This window comes from Fibrobacter sp. UWB10 (assembly GCF_900182935.1).
GTDB classification, from domain to species: domain Bacteria; phylum Fibrobacterota; class Fibrobacteria; order Fibrobacterales; family Fibrobacteraceae; genus Fibrobacter; species Fibrobacter succinogenes_O.
Window position 1 is genome coordinate 249795 of sequence record NZ_FXUE01000005.1, and the last position, 25987, is coordinate 275781.

The following is a 25987-nucleotide window of genomic DNA, read 5'->3' on the forward strand; positions in this document are numbered from 1 at the left end:
CTATCTTTGGCATTATGAGTGAAAACACCCGCAAAACATTGAAAGACTTCTTGCCCCAAACCCCTTTTAACGCTGGCGAAGGCGCCGAAACCATATTGGAATCGTTTATGGAATGGGCTGAGTCTCGCGGGACATCACTCTACCCCGCTCAAGAAGAAGCCATCTTGGAGCTTTTGGACGGCAAGAACGTCATTCTCAATACGCCCACGGGTTCCGGAAAATCGATGGTCGCCTTGGCCCTCCATTTCGACAGTTTGGCCCACGGCAGGCGTAGCGTTTACACTTGCCCCATCAAGGCCCTGGTCAACGAAAAATGGATGGCACTCAGCAAAGAATTCGGCGCCGAGAATGTAGGGCTCTCGACAGGAGATGCGACCGTCAACCATGACGCTCCTATCCTTTGTTGTACCGCAGAAATCTTAAGTAACATGGCGCTAAGTGAAGGCGGAATGCTCACGATTACCGACGTGGTCATGGACGAATTCCATTACTATTCCGACAAGGAACGCGGTGTCGCTTGGCAAGTACCGCTGTTGACCCTTCCGCAGGCACGATTCCTGCTCATGAGCGCAACCGTCGGCGCTACCGAATTTTTCGAACGCGACATGACAAAACATACGGGCCGCGAATCCGTCACGGTGCGTTCCAGCCAAAGGCCCGTACCGCTCGATTTCAGCTACAGCACCACAGAAATTTCGACGGCTGTACAAAAACTTGTAAACGACGGCAAGGCCCCCGTTTACGTAGTACACTTTACGCAGGCACAAGCCGCCATGAACGCCCAAAACTTCATGAGTTTGGACCTGTGCAATAAAGAAGAAAAGCAAGCCATTAACGAAGCAATCAAAGAAGTCCGATTCAGCAGTCCCTACGGCCCCGAAGTCAAACGCTGGCTCAAGCAGGGCATCGGTTTGCACCACGCCGGACTTTTGCCCAAGTACCGCATTCTCTGCGAAAAACTCGCCCAAAAAGGGTTGCTCAAAGTCATTTGCGGCACCGACACGCTTGGCGTGGGCGTAAACGTTCCGATTCGAACGGTTCTTTTCACACAACTTTGCAAGTACAGCGGCGACAAAACGGCGATTCTGACCGCCCGTGATTTTCACCAGATTGCAGGCCGCGCGGGCCGCAAGGGTTTCGATGACATCGGCTATGTGGTCGCGCAGGCGCCCGAACACGTGATTGAAAATCTAAAACTCGAAGCCAAGACCAAAACGACTGGCAAAAAATTCCAGAAAAAGAAACCGCCTGAACACGGCTACGTTCCTTTTGACGAAAGCACCTTCAAGCGTTTGATTGCCGCATCGCCAGAACCGCTGACTTCTAGTTTCCAGGTGAGCCACGGAATGCTCTTGAACATTCTGAGCCGCCCTACCGATGGTTGCCTTGCCATGCGCAACCTGCTCAAGGATTGCCACGAAAGCGCCGCCAGCAAAAAGCAATTGCAGCACCGCGCCTTCCAACTCTTCAAGAGCCTCGTCAAAAAGAATATCATCGAATTTATTACACCAATTGCGCCCGGCTACAGTAAGCTCCGCGTGAATATGGACTTGCAAGACGACTTTTCAATGAACCAGCCGCTTTCGCTGTATTTGGTCGATACCTTGCCCAAATTGGACCGCGAAAGCCCGGAATACGCCCTCGACGTGATTACTTTATGCGAAAGCATCGTCGAAAATCCAGACGCCATCTTGCGCATTCAGCAGAATAAGGCGCGCAACGCCAAACTCGACGAACTCAAAGCGCAAGGCATGGAATTTAACCAGCGCATGGAAGAACTCGAAAAAGTCGAGTACCCCAAGCCGCTCCGCGATTTCATTTACGACACGTACAATGCCTTCGCCGAAGAACACCCCTGGGTCGATGTGAATATTGAGCCCAAGAGCATTGTGCGCGAAATGTTCGAAAACTTCAGCACCTTCAGCGGGTACGTCAAACAATACGGCCTGCAACGCATGGAAGCCATTTTGCTTAGACACTTGAATAGCGTTTACAAGGTGCTTTCGCAGACCGTTCCCGACGGCTACAAGAACGAAGAACTCCTCGACATGCAAGATTATCTCGGCGACATGATTCGCCGCACCGACTCAAGCTTGCTCGAAGAATGGGAAAAGATGGCCCACCCCGAAGACTACCAGAAACGCATGGAAGCCGCAGGCGCCACGGAACTCGAAACCGCCTTCGGGGCCGACAAGGTGGCCGCCGACATTACCTACGACAAGAAGCGCTTTATTGTCATGGTACGCCAGCGCATATTCCAGCTTATGTCAGCACTCCAGAAACAAGCCTATGGCGATGTGCTCGATATGCTCGCCGACGACCTCGCCGAAGGCCAAATGCTCGTGGACGGCGAAGGCAAGCCCTGGACCGAATCGATGCTCATGGAAATCATGGCCGCCTACACCGCAGAACATCACAAGTTCCGCCTCGATGTCGAAGGCCGCTCGCTACACCATACGATTATCACCTACGAAGGCGAAATCATGCACGTTCAGCAAATGCTGCAAGACGAAGAAGATTTCAACGACTGGAGCATCGATTTCGACGTGAATCTTGCCGAATGCCGCGACGCCGGCATGCCGCTCCTCAAAATGACTCGCATCGGCGAGGTTTAGCAAAAACGCACCCCCGAAGGGGTGCGCTAATCATTCCAAGGAGCTAGGTGATGATTAATCTTTTTTTCCTGGTTTCAGCGTATACACATATTCCATGTGGTTTCCAAAAACCATATACTTTGCATCGGCATAAACACCTTCATTCTTGAGCTTAAACGCAGCTCGTGTCATACAGGAACAACTTTCGCCCGGATCTAATTTCACGGAATCTAGTTTCGTCATTTCGGGCTTTACGTACAGTGTATCGCCCGAAGGGAACACATTAGCACTTGCAACTTTTTCATCGCAATTAAACCCCTTTTCAAAAACCAATACGACATCATCTCCGTCATAATGCGTTCTTGCAAACGGCGCACCTACCCCATTAGAATCCCTTTCCGAAAAATCATTCCAGGCGTCTACATAGAGATACTTGTTACTCAAGAGATCTTCATTTTCATCGAGCATTGCATCGCAATGACCTATCACATCCGTCACTTCTTGATGCGGCTCCGATTCATCAAATTCCGGTGCATCGGGAATAAAGGGGACTTCGATTTCGGGCCTTACAGGCGCAGGTTCAGAAGTCACTGCAAAAACTTCACCAGAATATTTGAAATACTTGGCATCGGCATCGCTTGACTTAATACTGAACAGGTGATCCTTGATGCACATGCAGCTTGTCACGGCGGCATCTTCCAGATTGAACCAGATTTCCAAGGTATCGCCCAATCGCTTAGACTTGAAATCGGCCATAATGCCGCAGTAATCATTCAATTCAGGAACCAAGATTTGATTGTTTCCCGTTGAATCTTCAACTAGGTACGCTTTATCCAATTCATCGGAGCCCGCTTTTTTGTATAAAACGCCCAAGCCGTTATCAAGGCATTGGCCCAACATCAGTTCGACTTTATTGGACCCTGCCGAAGCATGATTACCGTTAGAATTCGACGAAGAATCATCGCTACACGCCAAGAGCGCAAGCGAAAGCGCGGCACAACAAACCCAAACTTTTTTCATAAAAGCCTCCTAAGACGCCTTTCAATATAAATTAATCCACTACTCTGCACAAGGGACTTTACAGTTTTTGCAATATCCAGTGTTTTTCGTCACGGGAAACAGGCAAATCTGTAATTACTGTTTTCAAAAAATATTTTTTTGCTTATTTAGCCGTTAGAACAGGTTATTCCCGGCTAAGCAAGGGCGAACAGGGTGGGAAATATCCCAAATTTTTCTATTTTTGCACCCGCAAAAATTTAAAAGGACTCCACTATGAACTACAATCCTTTAGCACAGGCTCTCAACGCCGAACTTTCAACCAACGGCTGCAAAGTTCTCGACATGCTCTCTGAACAGGGCAAGGCAATCTTCTTCCCCCGCAAGGGTATCCTCGGCCAGGGTGCCGAAGCCAAGGGCTCCGAAATCAACGCTACGATCGGTACCGCCCTCGAAGACGATGGCAGCCCGTTGGTGCTGGATTGCGTTCTCAAGTCCCTGAACCTCCCCAAGACTTCTTTCCTGTATGCCCCGAGCTTCGGTAACCCGGACCTCCGCAAGGCCTGGAAGGAACAGGTCATCATCAAGAACCCGACCCTCAAGCAGAAGAACTTCAGCAACCCGGTCGTGACCTGCGCCCTCACCCACGCCATCAGCTGCGCCGGCTACATGTTCCTCGACGCTGGCGACGAAGTGATCATTCCGGACCTGTACTGGGACAACTACGAACTCGTGTTCGAAAACGCCCGCGGCGCCAAGATCAAGACCTTTAACACCTTCAAGAACGGCGGCTTCGACACTGAAGCCCTCAAGGCCGCTCTCGAAGCCAGCAAGGGCGACAAGAAGGTCGTTCTCCTGAACTTCCCAAACAACCCGACCGGTTACACCGCTACTGAAAAGGAAGCCGTCGAAATCGCCAAGATCCTCACCGAATGCGCCGCCAAGGGCAACAAGGTGGTGGCCCTCCTCGACGACGCTTACTTCGGACTGGTGTACGAAGAAGGCGTGACCAAGGAATCCCTTTTCGTGAAGCTCGTTGACGCTCACGAAAACCTCCTCGCCGTCAAGCTCGACGGTCCGACCAAGGAAGACTACGTATGGGGATTCCGCGTGGGCTTCATGAGTTTCGGCTTCAAGGGTGCAAGCGAAGCACAGCTCAAGGCTCTCGAAGACAAAGCCGCCGGTACCGTCCGTGGCAACATCTCCAACGCCCCGAGCATCAGCCAGAAGATCCTGCTCGCCGCTTACCAGAGCGAAGAATACGCCAAGCAGAAGGCTGAAAAGTACGCTACCCTCAAGAAGCGCTACGACATCATCAAGGAAGTCTTGGCCGCCCATCCGGAATACAAGGACGCCTTTGACCCGATGCCGTGCAACAGCGGTTACTTTATGTGCATCAAGCCGAAGGGCGTTGACGCAGAACAGCTCCGCGAAAAGCTCATCAAGGACTACAGCACCGGTACGATCACGCTTTCCGGCCTGATTCGCCTCGCATTCTCTGCCGTGCCGACCGAAAAGCTTCCCAAGCTGTTCGACAATATCTATAATTGCATTTTGAAGATGAAGTAAGGTACGGGAACCCGTACCTCCTGGAGGAATAATGTCCGACAACGCCATTTTAAGTTACAACGGAAAGAGCATCGAGCTCCCTGTTGTTGAAGGTGCTGAAAACGAACACGGTCTCGACATCTGCAAACTCCGCAAGGAAACCGGCCTGGTGACCTTGGATTACGGCTACCTGAACACTGGTAGCACCCGAAGCGCCATCACTTACGTGGACGGCGAACACGGAATCCTGCGTTATCGCGGCTACAGTATCGAAGACCTAGCCGAAAAGGCAACCTTCCCCGAAACCGCTTGGCTTCTGATTTACGGCGAACTGCCGACTCAGCAGCAGCTGGCGCGTTTCCGCACGTTGTTGACCGAGAACTCGCTCCTCCACGAAAACCTTCTGCACTTCTTTAGGCAGATGCCGCCGAGTGCCCACCCCATGGGCATTCTGAGCTCCATCGTGAACGCCATCGGTCTGTTTACGCCGCGTTTCTACGACGACGAAAACATCGCCGACGTGTTCGACCTGACGACCGCAAGCCTGATTTCGAAGATCCGCACGATTGCCGCCTTCTCTTACAAGGCAAGCATCGGCGAACCGTTCGTGTACCCCGAAGCAGAACGCAGCTACTGCAGCAACTTCTTGAACATGATGTTCAGCAGTAAGGCCCGTTCTTACCACCCCGATCCGATTATGGAAAAGGCACTGAACACGCTTCTGATTGTACACGCCGACCACGAACAGAACTGCTCTACGTCTACGGTGCGTATGGTGGGTAGCTCTCACGCTAACTTGTACGCAAGTATCTGTGCAGGCATTTGCGCCCTGTGGGGCCCGCTCCATGGCGGTGCAAACCAGGCCGTGCTCGAAACGCTTCTCCGCATTCAGCAGAGCGGCATGACCATCGAACAGGTCATGGCAAAGGCCAAGGACAAGAACGATCCGTTCCGCCTTTCCGGCTTCGGTCACCGCGTGTACAAGAGCTACGACCCGCGCGCCAAAGTGCTCAAGAAGCTCATGTACCAGGTATTCGAACGTGAACATTTCCACGATCCGCTGCTGGACATTGCGCTCAAGCTCGAAGAAGCTGCACTCAAGGACGACTACTTTGTCGAACGCAAGCTCTACCCGAACGTGGACTTCTACTCGGGCATTCTCTACCGTGCCATGGGCATTCCGACGAACATGCTCACCGTGATGTTCGCTATCGGCCGCTTGCCCGGCTGGATTGCCCACTGGAAGGAAATGCACGACGATCCGAATTCCAAGATTAACCGTCCGCGCCAGATTTACACGGGCCACACGGCTCGCGCCTGGGTCGACCGCGATAAACGCTAATTATCAAAGAAGCAATTAAAAAGCCGTCGGATTTGTTCCGGCGGCTTTTTTCGCTATAAGATTATTTGGTGCGATCAATGACTTTCGGACGACCGCTCTGCAGTTTCATCAGCAAGTCGGCAACCTCGTTCCAATGATCCAACACCACCTTACCAATGGCCGGATCGTACATCACGCCCAAGTTCTTCTCGATTTCCTGGCGACAGTAATCCAGCGACAAGGCATCGCGGTAAACACGTTTACTCGTCATTGCATCAACAGAGTCTGCGATAGCGATGATACGGGCTCCAATAGGAATATCTTCACCCTTCAAGCCTTCCGGATAACCGCGACCATCGTAACGTTCATGGTGATGCAACACAATCTGCACCAATTCATGGGTGTAGTTGGACTGCATCAAAATCTTGGCACCAATCACCGGATGCTGCTTAATAATCGAGAATTCATCATCCGTAAGCTTACCGGGCTTGCCGAGCACGTTATCGCTAATGCCCATCTTACCAATATCATGCAAATGTGCAGCATGGGTAATCAGCGAAACAGAACCTTCCGAAAGGCCCAGCAACCTAGCAATCTGTTCTGAGAAAGCCTTCACACGATCGGAGTGATGCGCCGTATAAGAATCCTTTGCTTCTTCCACCGTAATCAAGCAAGAAATCAAGTCCTTCAGGTTCTGGTTTTCGTTGTTTTCCACCGGCTTGTGGTAACGCACCTTGTCGCGGTACATATTCAAGTCAGCTTCCATTTTCCAGTCACTAATAGACTTGCGAATGCCCGAATCACTGCGCAAACGGCTTTCGCCCACCGCAATAGACAAGTGATACAAAGCGCCCTTGTTGTATTCTTCAATGCACTTTTTCAAGTTGCTATACAGCACAAACAGAGAATCCAGCGGAGCATGTGTCACCACGGCAAATTCGTCACCACCGATTCTAAAGCAGTTTCCGGCCGCGCCGTAAGCATTCTTAATCGCTTCGCCCGCAGCCACAATCAAGGCATCACCCGCCTGGTGACCGAAGGTGTCGTTTGCGTACTTCAAGCCGTTCACATCCATCAGCACCATAGTCCAAGTGCCCGAAGCATCGGCGTCCTCTTGGCTAATCTTCCTCAGGATTTCATCAAAAGCAAGCCTGTTTTCAAGCCCCGTCAACGAATCCGTTGTCGCGACATCTTGCAGGTGTTCGTTCATCACACGAAGCTTGCTGTTAATCTGCTCCAATTCGAACGAAGTTTCGCGAATGAACGTTGCCATACGGGCCGCAAGCGGAAGCCTCGTCGACATACCTTCTTGAATATCTTCAACCTTGACATGTTCTTGCTTTACCGCAGGACCTTCACGCATCGAGGCAAATACAAGCGTAATGTTGTGCTGGTTCAAATGACCCTTTTCACGCAAGAATTCACCATGCGAGAAAAATCCGGTACTAGAAGCCAAGCCCTTGAACGGAGAAATTTCGTAAGTCGGTTCACGCTGCGACCAGAAAGCCTTTCGAGCCGCACAAGAGAAAATATGCTGAACTTCAGGCGCAAACTTTACGCACTTTTCGCTTTCTTCCTTAATGCGTTGCACAATCAGCTGCGGTTCACCATACGACAAGCGCACAATAGAGCCTTCGTCAATATCAGACGACATCGTTAGCGAACCATCCGGGTTACTAGCACCCGCCGCACGCACAATCGAAACCCCGTTATGTTCATAAAGCATCGGGAATTCAAGCGCGTTATAGAAGAAGTTCTTGTCATTCTTAATATTCAAGTACTTATTGTAGACTTCGTATGCCGGAACACCACCCAATTCATAAAGAATGTTGCCCTCGGAACGCGTCACGTGGAAATTACGGCCAATCGGTTTCCAGCCGCTAATCTTACGGGAATCCACATGCAAGTCCGCACCACCATAAAAAACAACCAACAGGCCCGATTTAGAGAACCCACCCACCGACGAAAACACGCAGGAATTCGGGCTCGTAATATCAGGCGAACAGACAATACCACCGAAAACCTGGATATCAGGAGCTAAAGCGTCAAGCCCCTCGCAAAGAGCCGTAGTCGAGAACGGTGAAATGCAGTGGTAAATTTCGACCGCCTTCACCCACGGATTGCGGTCCGCCTCTTTTACGATTTCATTCGCAATGCCGCCAACCGATTCCTTAGAAAAGTCATACTGGAAAACCCGGAACTTGCTCGCCGGCTTTTCGAAAATAATTGCAGACACCGAAATATCGACCGTCTGTTCGCAATCAACAATATTTCCGCTAGTGGAATTGCCAAACCAAGGGACATCGGGGAACACCCGTTCAATAACATCCCAGATCAGCTTCAGCTTTTCGGGATCCAATATGGCCGTGTGGATTTGGAAGCACATGAGAGGATTCCCATGTTCCTTGTACCACTTGCTAAACAGGAAAAGTTCATTTTCGAACTCCACCGCATTTTTATAGGCGAAAATTTTGTTCTTCATATTTTCCCTTCTTAAGGACAATAGATGACTTTAATATATATAAGAAAATAGGGGTGTTGCAACAGCTCCCCCTTCAAAAAGCCCCCAAAAATCGCCTATAAATTAGTCCAAATTGGAATAATTGGGGGTTAGAAATAGATAAAGGGAGCCTCGCGGCTCCCTATTTTTTGCAGCTATTCACGCAAACCACTAGATGAATATTTGAAATTGAGTGTTTTAGAGGCTCTATTATGATAGTAGAAGTACCTAGAATAAGAATACCTACCGCCAACATAAACAACAACTCTCACTTTAGAGCGATCCTTGATATTTTTCGTTGACAAATCAATCGTAGCAGAACCGTTTCGCGCCAACGAGCCATACGTCCATGTAGATGTAGATCCCGTATCCGGATCCTGATATTGTACCCTTACAGACACAGAACTGCTATAATTGTTGGTTACTTTTACGTTATGAGTCGGTTCTTCTGACACCAAATTTGTAGATCCATAGCTCAACGACGGTCCGTCATAGTAGCAAATGTCATCAAAAAGACGTTTAAACTCGTTAATTTCCAACAGGAAAACGCCATTAGATTTATACGGATCATCATTACCACTAACACCCCTATAAATATCGTATCGGCCACGATAGGTATCCATGATATTATACCCGAAATTATACCCCCAACATCCATGATAAACTTTAGGATTGTTTTTGAGAGTCAGAGGATTATATCCATGCGGGTTACGAAGAACGACATACTTTGTATTGCCCGAACTATAGACATCCAAAAGCGAATAGGCATGCCAAATATAGAGTCCCAAATTCAAGTAATCCTGTTCCGTGCCGGCTTTGCCATAGTTAACTGAAACTCCATTTTCAATTCGTACCCTACGGTAAATCATGGCACACGCAGGACAATTACGACCAGACATTGCCCTACTCCAAATATCGCTTTCCGTCATCGCAGAAAGGCTTTTGGTGGTAACATTTTCTGTATGCAGAAGTTCCTTCAAAGCCGCATCTGCGTTACCACCATGAATAATACCTACAGATGTTCCATTTCTTGCAGCATCATTCGACGACAACATATTCGGATAATCGGAAGTACACTTTTCCAAGAACTTTGCATAAGCCTTTTCATAAACAGCAGGCCAACAAGAATCCATATCAGCCTTAGATGTCGGAAGCGTCCCTCCATTAATGCGATAATTCTTTTCCTTAGGGCCACAAACGCCATAATTCAAGCCATTGTTATATACAAGCACCTCTTCTGAGGCAACGATTGTCTGTACCGTTTTCTTTTTGTCACTCCAAGCTACCGACGATTCATAGTACGTGCTATCGGGGACATAGAAATCAATAGCATGCCAAGGAGCATACTTCTCAGTACCGCCAGCTCCATTATTCCACTTACCTCTAAGTGCAGTCACATTTTTTATCAAGAACGGATTAACATAGACTATAGAACATAGTGCCGAAAGAAAATAGCAGTCTCCGATACCATTTTGGCAGATATCACGCCAATCAACAATTTCATTAAAGAAATATCCTTTGTCTTGCCATTTCATTCCTGTTGGCATATACACATCATCATTGCTTCCAACACCGGAAACTTCACCATTATCAATCATTTGATTTTTGACTTTATCAGACACCTGCTTATGCAGCAACAGATTGATGATATTTTTACGTCGTTGCGCAGCCGACAATGTTTTAGTCGAGGTCGCCTTTTTGGACGTTTTAGCAGCCACTTGAGGTCTTGCATGCTTTTTCAGCAGCGCATCCAAATTTTTCTCAGCATCTTCTTCTGAAACAGCCTTGAGTTTGCCATTTGCATCAGCAGTCACTAGCGGATTCAAAAGAGATGTTGCATTTTGCATAAAGCCCTCTTTTGTAACGCCAAAGCATTCTGCTACAGCATCAAAGCCATCCTTTTGCTTTGACCAATTAATGCGTTCGCCCTTAATAAGTTCTGCAACACTAAACGGGTCAGGACAACCACCAATATAATTTTTATTAGCCATTTACGATTTTCCTTTTTAAGGTTTTGGGTTAGGAGTTAAATGTTGATTGCAAACAACATTGCTAATATAATGTTTTTGTAATCAAAAAGTAAATTATTTCAATAATTTTACTACTTTGTTTACAATGTATTATTTTGTACAACATTCAATATTCTTTGAAATGCAACAGAGTTCTATCTATAAAAAAACTCCTCTCGTAAACACAAGAGGAGCTTTAATCTACCAAAACAATCTTAAATAGTCTACAGCTCTATTATTGAACCTGAAGTACATTCATAATGGATCGTTTTAGACGCACTTTTATGATAATAGAAATATCTAGAATAATACGTACGACTCTGCAGTACATTCCCGCTTGACAAAACAACGACTCTTACTTTAGAACGATCCTTTATTTTCTTTTGCGACAAATCAATCGTAGTCTTTCCATTAGCCCTCAAAATCAAAGATGCAGGTAGAGAGACAATCTCGGCACTGCCTGGCTCAATACATTCCAATTTCACCGATACTCTCTTGGCAAAATCCATTAACATAATTTTATTGGTCAACTCAACAAATCGAACCGGCTCTTCCGACACCAAATTGGTATAGCCATAGGTCAAAGACGGTCCACTATAATACGAAACATCGTGGAACAATCGCTTGAATTCTGCTATTTCCAACAAGAATACTCCATTAGAATTATATGGGTCATCATTACCTTCAACTTCCTTGTAAATATCCAACAATCCTCGATAAGAATCCATCACGTTGTAGCCAGTGCTATACTTCCAATTCCCATGATAGACTTTAGAGTTATTTTTAAGATTGCTATTATTTTTTCCATGTGGATTACGGAGAACTACATATTTTTTCCCATTACAAGCATACCCATTTAACACTGAATACACATGTGAAATGTGAAGTCCTCGCTCCAAGTAATATTCTTCGGTTCCAGCTTTGCCATAGCTTACTTTGGTACCATTTTCTTCCTTCGTTTCACCATGAATCGACGCACAAGACGGATTTTCGGAAGCGGACACCGCCCATTGCCAAATTTGACTTTCCGACATAGAATCAAGTTTCTTTACAGTCACCTGCTCTGTGTGAAGAAGGATTTTTAAAGCATTACTTGCACTACCACCATGTATCAAAGCACCCTCTTTTCCATTTTTCCTAGCATCTCCAACAGAGAGCATATTTGGACAATCTGATGTACTTTTCTCTAAAAATTTGGAAAAAGCCTTCTCATAAACAGCGGCCCAGCACGAATCCTTATCTGCTTTAGCCGTTGGAAGCGGATTACGATTCAACATGCAAGACTTTTCTTTTTGACCGCACACTCCATAATTAAGTCCATCACTTTTAACAAGCACCTCTTCTGAAGTTACAACTGTTTGCACGGTTTTCTTTTTATCATTCCATGCTAAAGAAGCTTCACTTGTTCCATCAGGAACATAGAAATCAATCGCATGCCACGGAGATTCACGTTCAACACATCCAGCACCTTCATTCCATTTTCCACGAAAAGCTGTCACATTTTTTATCAAGAAAGGATTAACATAGGCAACAGAACAAAGCGCCGCAAGAAAATAGCAGTCTCCAATACCATTTTGGCAAACATCTCGCCAATCAACAATTTCATTAAAGAAGTAGCCCTTGTCTTGCCATTTCATGCCAGAAGGCAGGAACACCTCATCATTACTACCAACCTTTTCTTCAAAAATTTCAACATTCTGTTTCAGTTTTGACACATCAATTTCTTTTTTTAGCAACGAATCAACAATCTTTTCACGTTTCTGATCAATGATCAATACATTTTTTGCGTTATTTTTTCTTGAAATATTTTTTGTAGACTTCAGCGGTCTTGCATTTTTTTTCAAAATTTCATCAAGTTTTTGTCGAGCATTCTCTTCTGAAAGAACCAACTTTTTACCTTTTGCATCTACAGTAACCTGAGGATTCAAAAGCGCCGTTGCATTTCGCATAAAGCCCTGTTTAGTAACTCCAAAACACTTTGCAACTGTATCAAGGTCATCTTTTTCCTTTGACCAATTAATACTTTTTCCACTGACGAATTCCGCAACACTAAACGGATCTGGGCAACCACAAACGAAGTCATTATTATTTGCCATATTATTTGTTTCCTTTATAATAAGTTGAGTGTTAAGGGCAAGAGATTTACGTTGTTATAGATTTCAAACAACATTATCAATATAATGTTATCATAACAATAAAGTACATTTTTTATTTATTTTTACAACTTTATCCAAAATATATTACTTCATAAAACTATTTTATCTCATTTGTATTACATCCTCTACACAAAAGAAAGTCTAGTTTGCGTAGCAAACTAGACTTTCGCTTTTTCACAACAAGGAAAAATTACTTTTTCTTGGCCACAGCTTTGGCCTTCACAGCAGAGGTTGCAACCTTAGTATCAGCAGCCTTTGCAAGAGTTACAGCCTTTTCCACCTGCTTAAAGTCTGCAGCTCTAAACAGATCGCGGTCCATAATGTAACCCACAAGAGAACCACCACGTCTTACAGGTCTGAGATGTTCAAAGGCCCATCTTTCAACGATAATGCCTTTTGTTCCATCATAAGCAAGAACCTTATTGCTTTTGGTGGCAGCTTTAGCGGTAGACTTTGCAGCAACTGCTTTGGTTTCGATTTTTGTAGCCATTGTTTTATCCTTTTTTAGGGTTAGTGAGTTAAAAAAATTCGCCTTGAGCCCGACGCTTTTCGAGGACTTCATCACAAATAGCAACCAGTATTCGCTCATGAGTGCACACTTCAGGGGACACCCCATAAATCGAGCCGGTCGTGTAAAAAGACGTACAACTGCATTCATGCGCAGAACAGCGATATTTAATCGCACAACCTTTACATTCCGGTTTATCAGATTCATAAAAATGACATAAATCTTTTGCCACCGGACCAGAAAACATTTCAAGACCATCGCTCAAAACATTTCCCAAAACATACTTTGCACCAGGAGCACTCGTTACAAAACGACTGCATGGGAAAACATTTCCATTCGCAGCAACACCAAAACCACCTTTAGAAACAGAACACGATTGATCCTTCAATCTGGTATTCAAAACGGCATAGGTAATTTTATCTTGTATCGTCCCTAAATAAAGATCCTTTCCCGCATTTCTGAAATCAAACCAAAGCATGGCCATTTTTTGATATTCCAAAGCAAGCGCATCTAAATCTTCACCAGTCCACTTACCATCATAATTCAAAGCCGTAGACATCCCACGAAAGCCTTGTCCAAACACCCATTTAACAGAGTCAGCCAAGCCTCGCACATGTTCGCGAGTCACCACCGACAACACGGTCGCATCCATATTAACCAATCTCGGAATAAACGGAGCAATATCTTTAAAGCAGCCTGACCCATCAATTTTCACTCTAGCAATATCGTGTTTATTCTCAGGCCCATCTAAAGACAGATATATTTGAACTTTTTCCTTTTCAAAATAGTCCAAAATTTCATCGCTAAAGAGGGTTCCATTCGTATTCACGGCAAACCGCAATTCAAAGCGTTCAGGAAGCTCCGAGCGTCTAAATTCAACCAACGATCTAGCAAGATTCACACCCTTTTGAATAGCATCCATTCGTAAAAGAGGTTCGCCACCAAAAAAAGTGATATTGAAAAATTCGTGCTTTAATTTAATCACTCTTTCCAAGCCAAGTTTTATCGCCTTTCCAAGAATTTCATCATTCATTTCAAGCTTGCGATCAACTTGGCTCGTTTTATAATAACAATACTTACAGCGTAAATTGCACTTTTCTGTTAAACTTAATAGCAAATTCATAATCTATTTCCATCAACAATATATAATAAATCAAACAAATATAGACAAAATATTTACAGAAATTTCTAACAAAGTATAGATTTTACAAATAAGCAAAACAACGACTACACAACACATTACATTGCATTACAAACGAAACAATGTTAATTCCTACACAAAAATTTTACATTCCAAATAATACATTTTATATAATTTTACACAACAAACTACAAACAAAATAACAAAAGGAGTATTATATTAAAGAAGCCTAACGCCGTAAAAAATCTAAAATGCGTCGCAATGGATCTCGTAAAAGGATTTGTTGTTACATGGGATTGTTCCAACGGAGCCACTTCATATATAATCGAACGAAAAAGAGTAACCACTGGAATAGACAAAACAGAACAGACCTTCAACATTTCAGCTGACGAATATCAAAAAGGGAACAAAATTATATTCAACGATACAAGCACTAAAATTTCAGCAACCAGCGAGTATAGGTATGTCATCACGGCTATGAACTCTCGTGGAAGCAGCGGTTCAAGAACAACAAAAGACACAAAACCAGGAACGTGCCCACAAGGTTCAATTACAAAGTTAGTAGCAGATGTTGCGAAAACAGCCGAAATCAATTTGTCATGGGAAGCCGTTTCAAGAGCCAACCAATATTATGTATACTATCAGAAAACATCATCCAAAACAACGCTCATTACAAAAGTCGCATCAACTTCTGTAATCCTGAAAAGAGCCTCTATTGAAGGCGGCTTCGTATACGTCGAACCTGCAAACGGTTGGGGAGAATCTAAAGGTGCAATCCGTCTGTGGCTAGCCATTGACGGGAAAAAAGTATCCGCATTCACGAAATAAAAGAGCAATTCAACAAACACCTCTTTCTCACAAAACAAAACGGGCCTCTATTTCGAGACCCGTTTTACTTTCACAATGAATTAAGCAAGAAAAAAAATCTAGCCAACATCCTTTGCTTGAACCACTTTTCCCAGCGGTTCAAAAGAATGCCCTTTGACATCAAAAGGCAGACGATCTTCACGAATCGTCATCTTCACGAACATGTTTACTGCCGCAGAAACAGTGATTCCCACGGAATCACAGAAGGTTTCGAACTTCTTTTTTGTTTCGTCTTCCATTCTTACACTTACTATTGCCATAGTTCCTACCCTTAAAAAAGCTCTTTAACTATAGCTTATTTTCTATCTGTTGTCAAATTTACAATTTATTTACAATAATCATTTTCCGCACAAAATAACAATTGTTTCATCGGAGTTTTATAAAACCGTAAACAACAGTAATACATTTGCAATACAGCAATCTTTCATTTTAAGACAAACTCAAAAAACTCGAACAAATATTCGACGCAGTTTATCTAAAAAAAATCAGATAAAAAAATGTTTACCTTCCGACAAATTGGTCACCAAACTTCAATTCGGTCTCTTTAGCTCCATTCAGGTTCACCAAACGGTCCGGCGAGAACAACATATCGCGGGCAACACCCTCTTTGAGCGACTGCAATCGGCTAAAGAATTCATCGGCATTCTGTGCGGTAAGCAGGGTTTGGCGCACGTGCATTTCAGGATCATCAAATCCCTTACAAAGCCTTGCCGCAAGCTGTTTAAGGCGGCCTAGCGCCCCCATTTCGGTAGAGCCATCTTCTAGCTTAAACTTGTAGTAAAGCGGGAAAACATCCAGCGCTTCGATAGCAGTCATCTGCCGTTCCGGCTTACCTTCCCAGGCGTCGGCAATTTGTCCGAAAATCCACGGATTGTGCATGGCGCCGCGGCCAATAGACACGCCCGACACGCCATAGGTTTCAAGTCTTTCACGGGCGGTCGCGACGCTGTTCACGTCGCCATTCCCGATGACGGGAATCTTGGCCGCGGCCGCGACCTTGCCAATCCATTCCCAGTTGGCAAGGCCGTTGTACCCCTGCAGGCGGGTACGGCCATGCACCGTGAGCATTTCCACGCCTTCGCCCTCGGCGATCGCAAGCGTTTCCATCACGTTAATGCTCTGGTCATCCCAGCCGATTCGGCACTTGAGCGTCAGCGGGATATCGACACTCGAAGAATCTAGCGCAGCACGGACATCGTGCAAAATCTCTTGCAGGCGCGGCAGGTCACGCAAAAGGCCAGAACCGCTCCCCTTTCCCGCCACCTTCGGTGCCGGGCAACCCGCATTCACCTCGATAAACTCCGGGTGAAGGTTTTCAGCAATCTTTTTAGCGGCAGCGGCCATTCTGTCAGGGAACCGCCCGAAAATTTGGACTCCAAACGGGCGTTCTTCGGGGAAAAACTTAAGTTGCTTGTGGCCATCCAGGCAAAAAACGGCATCTCCGTCGGTCGGAACGAATTCCGACACCAAAAGACCCATGCGATTGCCCGAAAGAACGCGACAAAGTCTACGGAACGGAGCATCCGTCACCCCGTCCATGGGGCTAAGAATTGTGTTCGGAAAAACATCCAAATTCCTGAGCTTGAAACTTTTCAACATTTTAACCACAATTATTCACAAATATTCCGCAACTAGAGCCCGAAAAAATTATTTAATTTCAGCGGGACCGGTACGCTAACTCATTGATAAACCTATATTTAAGCCGTGGCAAATATAACTAAACAAGCACTGATTCAAGAAATCGCCAAGTCCACAGGATTTGTGCGCAACGATATTAAGACCGTTATCGAACAGTTCCTCGACCTTTTGGGCGAAAAACTGATCGAAGGCAACACCATCGAGATTCGTGGTTTCGGCACTTTCAGCTGCAAGCCGCGTAAGGCTCGCCCGGCCCGCAACCCCCGCACCGGCGAAACAGTCCTTATCGAAGAACGCATGGTTCCCTCCTTCAAGTTCAGTAACGATATCAAGGACAAGATCAACAGTCTCGAAGCTCTGGTCGAAGGCGTGAACGCCAAACTCGAAGCCGAAGACCGCGACGTCATGATTTCTGCCCAGCCGCAAGAAATTCAGGCCGAAGAAGAAGCCTAATTCACTTTGTCACAAAAGTTTTAAAGCCTCGACATTGTCGAGGCTTTTTGCTTTAATCTTAATGGGTTTATCTTAGGTCAGCGAGGCAACTTCTTCAGCCGTCAGATAACGCCAGCCGCCCTTGCCAAGCGTTTGATCCAGCACCACCGGGCCAATTGCTTCGCGCTTCAGGGTTTCCACATGGTTGCCTACGGCGGCAAACATACGGCGGACCTGGTGGTACAGTCCTTCGCCAATCGAAATCAACACAGAGTCACCATCGACCGAAAGTTCGCGAGCCAGCACAGGGCGACGCTCGTCTTTAAGCATCACGCCGCGCAACAGCTCCGCCTTCTGTTCTTCGGTAAACGGGCGCGCTAGCGTCACGCGGTACTGCTTCAGGTAGCCCTTCTTGGGGCTTTCCACCTTGTGGATAAAATCGCCCTGATTCGAAAACAGCAAAAGTCCCGAAGAATCTGCATCCAGGCGTCCCACCGTCTGGATTCCCATCGCGGTAAAACGGTCCGGCAGCAGTTCGAACACCGACTGGTGGTCGCGGGCGTTGTGACTGCATTCTACATCGAGCGGTTTGTCCATCATGATATAGAGCTTTTCAATCGTCGGGACTTCTTCGCCATTCACCGTAATCGATTCCGGGCGTTCCTTGAATTCGATAAACGGGTCGTCAAGAACCTTGCCATCCATTTCTACCATGCCCATACGCACCAGCGCACGCGCTTCCTTACGCGAACCAAATCCGATAGAGGCAAGCAGTCTATCCAAAGTCAAAGCAGGCATCAGTCATCCTCCGACATCATTTTCACAATCTTGTTGCGGACAAAGCCCAGTTCCGGGAGTTCTCCCGTCTTAAGAATCTTAGCGCGGCGACGCCAGAATGTAAACGCCACAATGCCACCATAGAACAGGGTTGTTATAATCAAGCCCAGCACACGGCAAACATTAATCGATGCTCGCATGTGACCTTCGGCATGCAGTTCGTGGTCGCGCGTCCAGTCCATACGGAAATCCCAAGCTCCAATGTAAGGATAGCTCTTGAAGATTCCGTTCAACGCCGCGCCATAGCCCATGTTTTCGTATTCCTGCAAGCGGATTCCTTCTACAAAGCAATTCACAAATCGAATTCTGAACAACTTAAACAAAGCGGACAAAGCATGACGCACCGCCCACCAAGCACGTGTATCAAATTCCGGTGTCAGCAAGAGCGTCCAAAATTCCTGATCGGTCAGCGAACGCTTTTCTTCTTTTTCATCGTCCGATGTTTTCTCTTCCGAAGTTTTTTCTTTCTGCTTCGGTTCATCATCTGATTTCGATTTTTCAACCGGCTTCGGTTCGCTCTTTTTTTCGACCGGTTTCGGCTCGTCTTTCTTCTCTGCAGGTTTCTTTTCAGGTTCCGGTTCTATTTTCTTCTCTGGTTCCGGTTTGCTTTCCGGCTCAGCCGGTTTTTCAGGTTTAGACTCTTGCTCAACCTTCGGAGCAGCCTTCGATTCCACAGGCTTTTCTGGAGCCTTTGCAACCTCTTCATTTACAGCAACGGAACCGCCCTCATCGTCAGACAGCGCACTGTCCTCGTCATCAAGCGGTTCCTTCTTGCCAAACTTCTTTTCGTAGGTATAAACGACCTTCTTGAAAAAACGAACGCGGACTATTATTTCACAAAAGTCCGCAGAAAAATCAACCCAGAATATAAACGGGAAGAACAGGGCGACAAGCGCCAAAGCACAAAGTACGCCCAGAACCCAAATCAAAAGGTTACTTCTCCGATTCGTCAGCCTTCTTGCTGATGATATCGATCAGTTCGGCAAAGCTCTTGTTCTTGAGGATTTGCGAGAACTGGTCCTTGTAATTGCGGGCGGTAGAAAGATCGTCAATCACCAAGTCCCAAGCCTTCCACTTGCCGTCGACCAGGCTCATCTTGTATTCCAGCACCGATTCCTTGCCCTTGTTCCAAAGGTGAGCAACCACGCGGGCTTCGCTATCCTTCTTCATCTTGGCGGGTTCATAAATCGTAGAATCAGCGCGGTAAAGTTCCAAGCGCTTGGCGCTAGAATTACGGACCATGCGCTGGAATTCCGTCACAAACTTTTCCTGCGAAGCGGCGTCCTGAGCATCCCAATCCTTGCTAGACAAGGACTTCTTTGCAAGCAAGGCAAAATCAAAGGAATCGCTGAGCAAGCTCTTGACACGTTCCGTTTCCTTGGCATTGCGGCTAGACTTTTTCAAAAGAGTCTGAAGTTCAGCATCTTTTTTCTTGATGGCGGCAACCGGGTCTTCGGCAGCAAAAGCAACCAAAGAGGCACAGGCGATTGCAATTAAAATTTTCTTGACCATATCTTCTCCCTTATGCTCACTGATTCATATAAATGGTGTGGAAATCCTTCAGAGACATACCCATCTTGGCAATCAACTGGGCAAATTCCACATTATACGAGCATACCGCAAAATAGTAATCTTTCTGCATTGTGATGTTTTGTGTATAAGCCGAAACCAGGTCTCCCGTCTTGGATTTGTCCAAATCGTACTGCATTGCCGCCCCTTTCAGAATGCCTTCAGATGCTCGCAGGCTTTCTTTCATGGCATCCAGTTTTTCCTTAGCGGCAACCACCTGGTAATACTGTTCTTCGGCCTTGGCCATCAAGCCTTCCGAAGCGTAAGATTCTTTAAGTTGAAGACTACGCATATCCGTACGGGCAGAACGGTAGCCTTCCCAATTTTTCCAGAAATTCAAATTATAGCGAACGCCCACGCCAAGCACACCATCGAGCTTGTTCACAGCATCTTCGGCAAAAGCGCTCTTTTGCAAAACATTTCTGTTACCAGCCCAGCTCTTGACATATTCCACTTCACCCATGATAAAGAATTCAGGAGCAAGCTTTGCTTCAGCCAAATCCATCTGGATTCTTCTGGCGCGAATTCCTGCCGAAAGCTGGCGCAGTTCCGGGTGGTATTTCAAAGTCATATTGCGAACTTCGTCCAAAGACGGCAATGGTTCCGTTCGCGGCACCAACACGGAATCGTCGGCCACAAAGGAATCGTTTTCATTCATTCTCAGCGAAAAACGGATAGCAAGCATCACGCGCTTCATGCCCAAATTGGCTTCGGTAACGCCTTCCTTGACCGTATGCATTTTCGCCTTCAGGTTCAAAAGATCCATCTGCGATACATTCGGGTCATCATCGTCCAAAGCCTCTTCCAACTTTTCGTAGGCTTCATCGACCTTCGACTGCGCATCACCCGCAATGCGAATCATTTCTTTCGCCAAAAGGTAGTTGTAATAGTAGGTCTGCAGTTCCACATCTTTCTTGTGGACTTGGTTTTCAATATCGAAACTTTTTTGCTGCAAGTCGGCTTCCAAAGCCATTTTGCCAGCACGATACTGTCCCAAATTCAAAGGCTGAACAAATCTTGCCTGCACCCCCCAAAACGGGCCCATTTTGGTAAAATCATAGACTTCGACCGTATCGCCATTTTGGAGTTCATCTTTTAGACCCGGAGCAGGCCCCACCATCATGCCCACATAAAAAGTCGGTAAAATGGCTTCGGCCTGCAATTTTCGAATCTGGTCTTTCTTGGCTTCGGTCCCGAATTTGAGTTCAGCCACCTGCGGATCAGCAGCAAGTCCTTCTTCCACAAACTGCTCCAAGCTATACCGGATTTCGCCGGCAAGCGCACATGTGGCCAAGAACAAAACTGCTAATACACGAAACATATGCTCAAATTTAGCAAATTTGCAAAAAATTCACCTACAACTTGTCCCCTGTTATCGGCTTCTTGTCTCTAAAATTCAAGGCTCAAGAGATTTCTGTATTTAGAAATCACGTGCTCGTAATACTTAGTCGGCAAAGGTTTGCCCGATTCTAGCATTCTGTCAACTGCCGAATGCCCTAAGTTATACGCAATTAGAGCGTCCTTCCAATTGCCATATTTAGAAATCAAGCGAATCAAGTAAGCGGTTCCCACCGTCACGTTGATTTCTGGCTTGAGCAAGTCCTCTTCGGTTTCGACATTGAGTCCGAAGTGGGCCCCCATCTTCTTAGCCGTCTCAAGTTTGATTTGCATCAGGCCCAAAGCTCCCGAAAAAGCACCGGACTGTTTACGGCCGCGGGCATTGGGGTTTCCTCGGCTTTCTTGGGCTACCACCGCCAAAATAAGCAATGGGTCAGTCGCATACGACCTCGAAATCTGCCAAATCTGTTCCGTCAGCATTTCACGCTGTTCTTCGGTCAAGCGCCCCTGAGAAAGGTAATCCAACGCCCTACTGATTTTGACATAGTCAATAGTCCACTTGCCCCAAGCGCTAAGCTGTTCAAGTTCGCCTCGCAAAACAGACTCTTTTACAGCCAACTCCTTGATTTCAGCTTGACGCGCATACCAGTAAGACACAAAAAGCCCTAAAGCCCCAAAGCATAACACCAGGGCAATCGCAAACGTGAGCTTGGATATGCGAACGTTACTTTTCACGCCTTGTATTCTCTAGATATTCCAGGTAGCTCACCCAATCCTGAATGAGTCCGAAGGAACTGAGCCTTGTCGTATCTTGCACCACTCCTAGCTTACGGAGCGGGCCAATCGAAGATTCCAGCTTGTCAATTTCCTTGATGTAGCGGTCCTTCTGGTTCTGGAGCGCAATAATTTGAGCCTGTTTGTCAGAGATTTCGTGCCCCTGCGAAGAAATAATTACAAACAAGGTAATCATCCAGCCGAGAATCAACGAAATCAGCGCAACAGCGACACCCGAACTCACGGTAATGCCCGAGCGAAGCCCGTAATGCAGGCCAATTTGCTGCAATTGCTTTTTCGTACCCGACTTCTTGTAAGCCTTACGGTTCTCGTAAACCTCAAAAATGTTCAGATACTTCGAGAAATAATCGTACTGTTCCGCCGATTCAAAAATCAAAATCAAAGCCGACTTTTGCGCCTTGACGCGGTTCAAGAGTTCCAAGAAAACATCAAGATAGCGGTCACTCGTAAAGTGAGCGTTCTGCAAATTCAAGAAGAAAAAGCAGCCCGGCCCATCGACAAGCATATCCAGCTTTTCTTTTACGGCAGAAAGCTGAGGCAGGCCAAGTGAGCCCGACAAAGAAAGTTCGACGTCGTTTCCGCGAGATTCCACCTGAATATCAATCAAATCTGATTTCATCGTTTACCTCTTGGAAATTTTAGCCGTCATCAACAATTCAAATTCCGTCTGGCTTGCAAGATTGATCTTCCAGAACGGGAACACGCGAATACCCTGCAAGGCTTCCGGAGCAGCAAGCGACGACGCACCGAAAATAGGCGACACCAAAACGGCGGCCTTTTTCTTGAACACAAGCTCAATTCTGGAACTAGTCGTCTTGTCCGCAATTTCAAGAGAGCATGCATCCGGGAAAATGAGCGGGTCTCGGAAATTGAACTTGAGCGGGACGCCATCTATCAAAATGTCCCTGTCTGTATGGCCGCAAGCGAGGAGCCCCGTATCCAACAAGGTCCCGAAGAATCCCTTAATTGCGTCAGCGGAATTGTTCAAAAGCTTGTACTCAACCGAGAATTCAGAACCCGTAGACGAAAGTTCGAAATTCTTTTCGGCATGCAAATCGAACGTCTGGTTTTCAAATACCGGCTGCATATCCGACAAGAGTGCGATATCAGTGCCGGCATCGTGGCGCTTGATTTGGTAATCGTATGCGGCAGACAGCATGCCCTCGCGATCAGAAAGAATCTGGTCCAGTTTCTCGGCCTTCAGTTCCACATTGGGAATCAAGAAATCAAGGAACCCGACAGCCGGATTTCCGTCGTCACGCCATGCCCCCAGAACATTATTTTCGGCATCCTTCGCATTCAAGATATTCAGAATACCGCCTTCCAGGTAGTCCAGCAAGAATGAATACGAGTGGTTTTCGGCCCAGATGCTCTTGCTGCCTTCGAGCATGAAGTCGGCAATATCCAGGCGGATTCCGTCAAAGGACACGAGGTCGGTCAAGCGATTCGCGGCCTGCAGCAAAAAGCGAGTACCCCACCAGCGGACCATCGGGGTGCGCATGCCTTCAGAGTCCTGCATGTCGCGGTAATAGATAGGCGACATCGCAGGCAAAAGCATTTCAAAAAAGTCGTCACGTTCGTGACCTTTGAGCAACGCCGCAGCACGGTGGAATTCAGCCAAAAGCGTTTTATGGAGCAGGTTGACTTCGGGCCTACGAATCAGGAGCTCGCGGCAAGTCTTCGCCGTTGCCGGCAAGCCAATCTTTCGACCCGCCGAAAGCAAGAAACTCACGCGGCCTTCGGTATTCTGCTCGGTCACAGCGCTCGCAACCGTCTTCGTCGAAATCTCGTTCATCTCGACAAATTCAATCAAGCGTTCAAAGAACGGGATAATGTCACCCGGCTGAGGCGGAATGTCCAGGCCCACAACGGCGGCCTTTCCGCCACGGCAATAGGGTTCTGCAATCTGTTCCCACTGGAAGTCATCGTTCGAAATCGCTTCGGAAAGTTTTTGCGAAACAGGAACCACGCGCATGATAGAACCCTTGTCTTCGACCGTATACCAACCCGAAACGGGAGTCGTGCGGCCTAGAGCATCCTGAAGCGAAGCCTCTTGTACAAGCGCGTATTCAAAGCGGTGTTTCTCGAGGAGTTCGGTCATCTCCATTTCCCACACCATCGAGGAATTGAAATAGCCCGAAGGTTCGATGCCGAAATGTTTCCACAGAAGCTTGCTATGCTTCTTGAGTTGCATGGACTGCAGTTCCGTCGGGAAAAGCGGGAGCATCGGGTCGTAATAACCACCGCCCAAAAGTTCAAGCGAACCGTCTTCAATCGCGCGACGCAACTTGCCAAATACAAGCGGGCGCGGGGACTTGGCCGCCACCTCAATCGTCGGACCATCCAGGAACAGCGAAAACTTCACCTTACCCGAATCGAGCATCATGCAGACGCCCTTCAGCAAATTCTCTACAACAGATTCAAGCTTTGCATACGCCGTCGATGGCGGCAACTGCAACACAAACGATAACGTCGGTTTCATATGGTAAAGGATAGAAATTTTTCGTAAATCTATGAAAAAAGGGAGAAGAGTCTCCCTACTTTCAGCCACAACTCAGCCTGCTCCGCACGCAAACAGGGATTCGGCCTACGGCCTCTAATGTTTGCTTAGCGGACAGGCTATCGCCGTGGCTTACAGTACCCACTCGCCTAGGGGTTCCACCCCTAAAACCCCTAATTACCTAAAGCGGCAAATTTTATTTGATAACCGTAGCTATTTAACTTTTTGATGATTGGGGCAAAATCCTTCACCAAAATATCATTTTGGACTCGTAACGTCAAATGAGAATAACCCGTCTTCTTTTCTATAAACTCCCACAAGCACTTCTCTTCCTTAAAAACATCTATTCTAAATCCATCGGTCCGTCCTGTTTCATTCGAACTAACCACGTAAACCAGGTTCCCATCTTTTTTGCCCAAAGCCAATGATAGCAGAGCTGCGCACAATTGTAAATCATCACCACTGAGATCCAGATTTGCAAGCGTCTTAGGAAAACGATTTGTCCCAAAAAGAACATCCGATAATTTTGCATTATTCAGTTGCTCGCACCAAAAAGAATAAAGTAGACAAGTACGCTCATGGGGTTCATGCAACCAGCAAATTTCTTTATAATTGGATCCAAAAGCTAATTGATATGAATCAAAATTGAATAAAACCGTCATATAGGATTTATAGAAGACATCATAGGGAACATTGCTGTCATAATGAATTTTGACTAAAGGATAATCATTACGGATTTGCGTTCGTTTTACAGAATCATTCTCAGTCGTGAGCATCTGCAGGACTTCATCCCCCAAGTTTTCCCGCATTTTTTTCAATTCAATATTAAAGGAATCTACCAACACATCGTCATCAGAGAAATCGGTAGCAGTCTTTCCGAGAATCTTACCGTTCAACGAGTATTCATCAACCCCTACATCCAAAACAACTTCACCCTGTTTTGGAGTCATAAATTCCTTTTCCTCGTTGCAAGCAACAAGAAGAAATAGGAGTGCAAATAAACTAATCAGACGCATGTAAGATCAAATATAATCAACAACAACCCCTAGCAGGCACGAGAAGCCGATGCTGACCTTCGTCAGCATGACGCGGGCGGGAAATTCGGTATAAAAACAAAAAAGCCCCTTCCACTGTTTACAGTGGAAGGGGCGTGAATCCAGCGGCGACCTACTCTCCCGGGCCCGTAGGCCAGGTACCATCGGCGATGAGGGGCTTGACTTCCGTGTTCGGAAAGGGAA

General features: G+C 46.5%; 21 protein-coding genes and 1 rRNA gene. 5 read left to right on the forward strand and 17 right to left on the reverse strand.

What is annotated here, in order from left to right; genetic code table 11:
* Positions 1-14 precede the first annotated feature (14 nt).
* Positions 15-2615, forward strand: coding sequence for a DEAD/DEAH box helicase (locus tag QOL41_RS12520; RefSeq protein ID WP_283430031.1), 2601 nt, complete (start codon positions 15-17; stop codon positions 2613-2615).
* Positions 2616-2669: 54 nt separating this feature from the next.
* On the opposite strand, the gene QOL41_RS12525 is transcribed toward QOL41_RS12520, so the two are convergent.
* On the reverse strand, positions 2670-3614 hold the full coding sequence (locus QOL41_RS12525; RefSeq protein ID WP_283430032.1) for a hypothetical protein: 945 nt from the start codon (positions 3612-3614) through the stop codon (positions 2670-2672).
* Positions 3615-3866: 252 nt separating this feature from the next.
* Between QOL41_RS12525 and QOL41_RS12530 the strand changes: the two genes are divergently transcribed.
* Positions 3867-5159 carry an aminotransferase class I/II-fold pyridoxal phosphate-dependent enzyme gene (locus tag QOL41_RS12530; RefSeq protein WP_283430033.1) on the forward strand — a complete coding sequence of 431 codons (1293 nt, stop codon included), beginning with the start codon at positions 3867-3869 and terminating at the stop codon, positions 5157-5159.
* A 31-nt stretch (positions 5160-5190) separates the two neighbouring features.
* Positions 5191-6480, forward strand: coding sequence for a citrate synthase (locus tag QOL41_RS12535; RefSeq protein ID WP_283430034.1), 1290 nt, complete (start codon positions 5191-5193; stop codon positions 6478-6480).
* A gap of 61 nt (positions 6481-6541) precedes the next feature.
* Here the strand turns inward: QOL41_RS12535 and QOL41_RS12540 are convergent, their stop codons facing one another.
* The 5 genes from QOL41_RS12540 to QOL41_RS12560 all read right to left on the reverse strand — a co-directional run bounded on the left by QOL41_RS12540 (position 6542) and on the right by QOL41_RS12560 (position 14755).
* The gene (locus tag QOL41_RS12540) at positions 6542-8941 is read right to left on the reverse strand and encodes an HD domain-containing phosphohydrolase (RefSeq protein ID WP_283430035.1); all 2400 of its coding nucleotides are present in this window, start codon (positions 8939-8941) and stop codon (positions 6542-6544) included.
* A 173-nt stretch (positions 8942-9114) separates the two neighbouring features.
* On the reverse strand, positions 9115-10950 hold the full coding sequence (locus QOL41_RS12545) for a calpain family cysteine peptidase (protein WP_283430036.1): 1836 nt from the start codon (positions 10948-10950) through the stop codon (positions 9115-9117).
* A 242-nt stretch (positions 10951-11192) separates the two neighbouring features.
* A complete protein-coding gene (locus tag QOL41_RS12550) occupies positions 11193-13064 on the reverse strand; it encodes a calpain family cysteine peptidase (protein WP_283430037.1) in 1872 nt (623 codons plus the stop codon).
* Between the two features lie 250 nt (positions 13065-13314).
* Positions 13315-13614, reverse strand: coding sequence for a hypothetical protein (locus tag QOL41_RS12555; RefSeq protein ID WP_283430038.1), 300 nt, complete (start codon positions 13612-13614; stop codon positions 13315-13317).
* Positions 13615-13642: 28 nt separating this feature from the next.
* Positions 13643-14755, reverse strand: a complete 1113-nt coding sequence (locus QOL41_RS12560; RefSeq protein ID WP_283430039.1) for a radical SAM/SPASM domain-containing protein — start codon at positions 14753-14755, stop codon at positions 13643-13645.
* A 279-nt stretch (positions 14756-15034) separates the two neighbouring features.
* On the opposite strand from QOL41_RS12560, the gene QOL41_RS12565 reads away from it, so the two are divergent.
* Positions 15035-15601, forward strand: coding sequence for a hypothetical protein (locus QOL41_RS12565; protein ID WP_283430040.1), 567 nt, complete (start codon positions 15035-15037; stop codon positions 15599-15601).
* Between the two features lie 98 nt (positions 15602-15699).
* Here the strand turns inward: QOL41_RS12565 and QOL41_RS12570 are convergent, their stop codons facing one another.
* Entirely contained in the window at positions 15700-15900 is a 201-nt protein-coding gene (locus QOL41_RS12570) for a type II toxin-antitoxin system RelB/DinJ family antitoxin (protein ID WP_072977994.1), read from the reverse strand.
* 241 nt (positions 15901-16141) lie between these two features.
* Positions 16142-17239: a tRNA dihydrouridine synthase gene (locus QOL41_RS12575; protein WP_283430041.1), complete on the reverse strand. Its 1098-nt coding sequence runs from the start codon at positions 17237-17239 to the stop codon at positions 16142-16144.
* 105 nt (positions 17240-17344) lie between these two features.
* On the opposite strand from QOL41_RS12575, the gene QOL41_RS12580 reads away from it, so the two are divergent.
* Positions 17345-17731: an HU family DNA-binding protein gene (locus tag QOL41_RS12580; RefSeq protein WP_163437895.1), complete on the forward strand. Its 387-nt coding sequence runs from the start codon at positions 17345-17347 to the stop codon at positions 17729-17731.
* 72 nt (positions 17732-17803) lie between these two features.
* On the opposite strand, the gene QOL41_RS12585 is transcribed toward QOL41_RS12580, so the two are convergent.
* The 9 genes from QOL41_RS12585 to rrf all read right to left on the reverse strand — a co-directional run.
* Positions 17804-18508: a pseudouridine synthase gene (locus tag QOL41_RS12585; protein ID WP_283430042.1), complete on the reverse strand. Its 705-nt coding sequence runs from the start codon at positions 18506-18508 to the stop codon at positions 17804-17806.
* Complete coding sequence (locus tag QOL41_RS12590) at positions 18508-19476, reverse strand: hypothetical protein (protein ID WP_283430043.1); 969 nt, start codon at positions 19474-19476, stop codon at positions 18508-18510. Before QOL41_RS12590 ends, QOL41_RS12585 begins: the two co-directional genes overlap by 1 nt.
* Before the next feature lie 4 nt (positions 19477-19480).
* Entirely contained in the window at positions 19481-20059 is a 579-nt protein-coding gene (locus tag QOL41_RS12595; protein WP_173653593.1) for an MlaC/ttg2D family ABC transporter substrate-binding protein, read from the reverse strand.
* A 16-nt stretch (positions 20060-20075) separates the two neighbouring features.
* A complete protein-coding gene (locus QOL41_RS12600; RefSeq protein ID WP_283430044.1) occupies positions 20076-21437 on the reverse strand; it encodes a TolC family protein in 1362 nt (453 codons plus the stop codon).
* Between the two features lie 68 nt (positions 21438-21505).
* Positions 21506-22189, reverse strand: a complete 684-nt coding sequence (locus QOL41_RS12605) for a lytic transglycosylase domain-containing protein (RefSeq protein ID WP_173653594.1) — start codon at positions 22187-22189, stop codon at positions 21506-21508.
* Positions 22179-22868 (reverse strand): hypothetical protein, encoded by a 690-nt coding sequence (locus QOL41_RS12610; RefSeq protein ID WP_173653595.1) that lies wholly within the window; start codon positions 22866-22868, stop codon positions 22179-22181. The genes QOL41_RS12605 and QOL41_RS12610 overlap by 11 nt, the downstream gene beginning before the upstream one ends.
* 3 nt (positions 22869-22871) lie before the next feature.
* Positions 22872-24731: an alpha-amylase/4-alpha-glucanotransferase domain-containing protein gene (locus QOL41_RS12615; protein WP_283430045.1), complete on the reverse strand. Its 1860-nt coding sequence runs from the start codon at positions 24729-24731 to the stop codon at positions 22872-22874.
* Positions 24732-24922: 191 nt separating this feature from the next.
* Positions 24923-25765 carry a hypothetical protein gene (locus QOL41_RS12620; RefSeq protein WP_283430046.1) on the reverse strand — a complete coding sequence of 281 codons (843 nt, stop codon included), beginning with the start codon at positions 25763-25765 and terminating at the stop codon, positions 24923-24925.
* Positions 25766-25903: 138 nt separating this feature from the next.
* Positions 25904-25987, reverse strand: a 5S ribosomal RNA gene (gene rrf / locus QOL41_RS14290); the annotation flags it as partial.